This window comes from Nocardia sp. NPDC060220 (assembly GCF_042727815.1).
Taxonomy (GTDB): Bacteria; Actinomycetota; Actinomycetes; order Mycobacteriales; family Mycobacteriaceae; genus Nocardia.
Window position 1 is genome coordinate 1 of record NZ_JBHWZY010001130.1, and the last position, 1,825, is coordinate 1,825.

2 protein-coding genes are annotated in these 1,825 nt (G+C 65.9%); both read right to left on the reverse strand.

Going from position 1 to position 1,825, the window contains the following annotated elements; all coding sequences use genetic code 11:
- The coding region (locus ACFWF3_RS34450; RefSeq protein WP_379318218.1) for a phosphotransferase at window positions 1-474 on the reverse strand (474 nt) is incomplete at its 3' end.
- Window positions 474-1,589 carry a hypothetical protein gene (locus tag ACFWF3_RS34455; RefSeq protein ID WP_379318220.1) on the reverse strand — a complete coding sequence of 372 codons (1,116 nt, stop codon included), beginning with the start codon at window positions 1,587-1,589 and terminating at the stop codon, window positions 474-476. The genes ACFWF3_RS34450 and ACFWF3_RS34455, both read right to left, overlap by 1 nt.
- Window positions 1,590-1,825 lie beyond the last annotated feature (236 nt).

Here is a 1,825-nt window from a genome sequence, read left to right on the forward strand (position 1 = left end):
GTCGAGTTGGTGGATCTCGGCGATGGTGTCGACGCAGCCCCACCACATCTTGGCGCGATCGGCGGGTTCGGCGTCGAAGTACAGACCCGCCGAGTGGTAGGACGGCAGGTCGCCCGGGGCCGAGCCATCGATGCGGTCCATGACGAAATACGGGCTACCCAGCGTCGTGTCGTCGCGTTCGAGCCACCGCACCGCCGGAACGGCGATCGGAGTATCGGCCAGGCGGCGCATGACCAGGACCTGACGCAACAGGTCGTAGTCGGGGAACAGCGCCACCTCGGGCGGGCGGCGCAGCACCAGCGAGACCGGCTCGGTGTCCTCCCGTTCGAGGTCGAACAGGAAGGTCTCGGTGGCGAGACCACGCGGGCTGGCGGACCAGTTCGTCACCCGCGCGGACTCGGCGTCGGGAAAACCGTGGCGCAACACGGGAACGACAGCGCTCGGCAGGTCCTCGGCGGTGGGGCGAGTAGTCATCAGTAGCCCTCGTACCCGTACCGGGCATTGCGGCCCATGAACACCATCTCGACCAGGCCGTAGCCCACCTTGCCGTCGCTGGACTCGACCTCGACGAAAGTCTCGGTGAGCATGCTCACCGGGCGCAGTTCGGCGGTATCGGAGAGATCTACGGTGTAGCCGTCGCTGTAGGACTCGCCCTTCCAGATCCCCGACGCGTAGCCACGATACATGTCGTAGCCGGCCAGACCGGGCCAGAAATCGTGCAGTGCGGTGACGGCGAAGGTACGCACGCTGCCGTCGGCGGCGTCGGTGGTGAACGAGCCCTCCGACACGATCCGGAAGTCGTCACGGAACTTCAGGTCATGGGTCACGCTGACGATCGGCACGGTCGGTACTTCCGCCTCGATCGGGCGCTGGATCGACCCCTCGAAGTGCCAGCGCTGCCCGTCGGCGGTCTCGCGCTGCGCGAAATGCACCAGCTCGTCGTCGAACTGGAAGATGCCCATGAAGTACAGCACGCCGTCGGGAATCTCCGAAGGCTGCAAGCCGCCGCCCTCACCGAGGCTGCCGCCACCGCCGCCGTGACGGGTGCCCCACGAGTGGTCACGGCCGAACCACCACGTGCCGGGATCGATCTCGATGCGTTCGCCGTCGACCTCGAGCCACCCGGAGATCTCACCGTTCTGGTAATAGCGGCGGGCGTCCTCACGGACCCGGCCACGGGTGCGGAAGAAGGCGGGTTCCTGCTCGTAGGCGGGGAACTGGCCGGCGAAGTTCAGTTCCAGGCGCAGGCCGTGGTCGTTGTCGCCGAGGGTCGCGCGCACGCCGCGCAGCGGCTCGGTGATCTCGTAGCGGTAGGGGCCGATCTGCCAGGCGCCCAGGTCGTCGTACTTGCCGCTGATCTCGCGCGAGAACCGCGCCACGTGCGCCGTGCCGTCGATGGTGACCATCGCGTAGGCGTCCATCACATTGCGGTTGGGGTAGCGCGCCATGCCGGTCATGACGCTGACCCGGCCGGTGGTGTCGAAGCCGTAGAGCACGACGCGTTCGGTCCAGCGCAGATCGCTCTGGGCGACGTGGTCGAAGGTCGTCGGCAGTTGGTGGCAGAGCAGTTCGTCCTGGGGAGTCAGCATGGAATTTTCCTTCGAGAGAGCGTGTAGAACACGTTTCAAATTAGCTAATTCGAATACACCATGAAGCGTTTTTGAAAAACGCTCGACCTCGGCTACGCTCAGCCCACGTCGAAGGAGGAACCAACCGGTGACCGACAAGAGTGGTCGGCATGGTCCCGATCAGCTTCGCCATCGCCTTCCTGCTCGACCGAAGCCTGCGTATGGCCTTCCGCCTGCTGCGCCGCGACGATCGCACC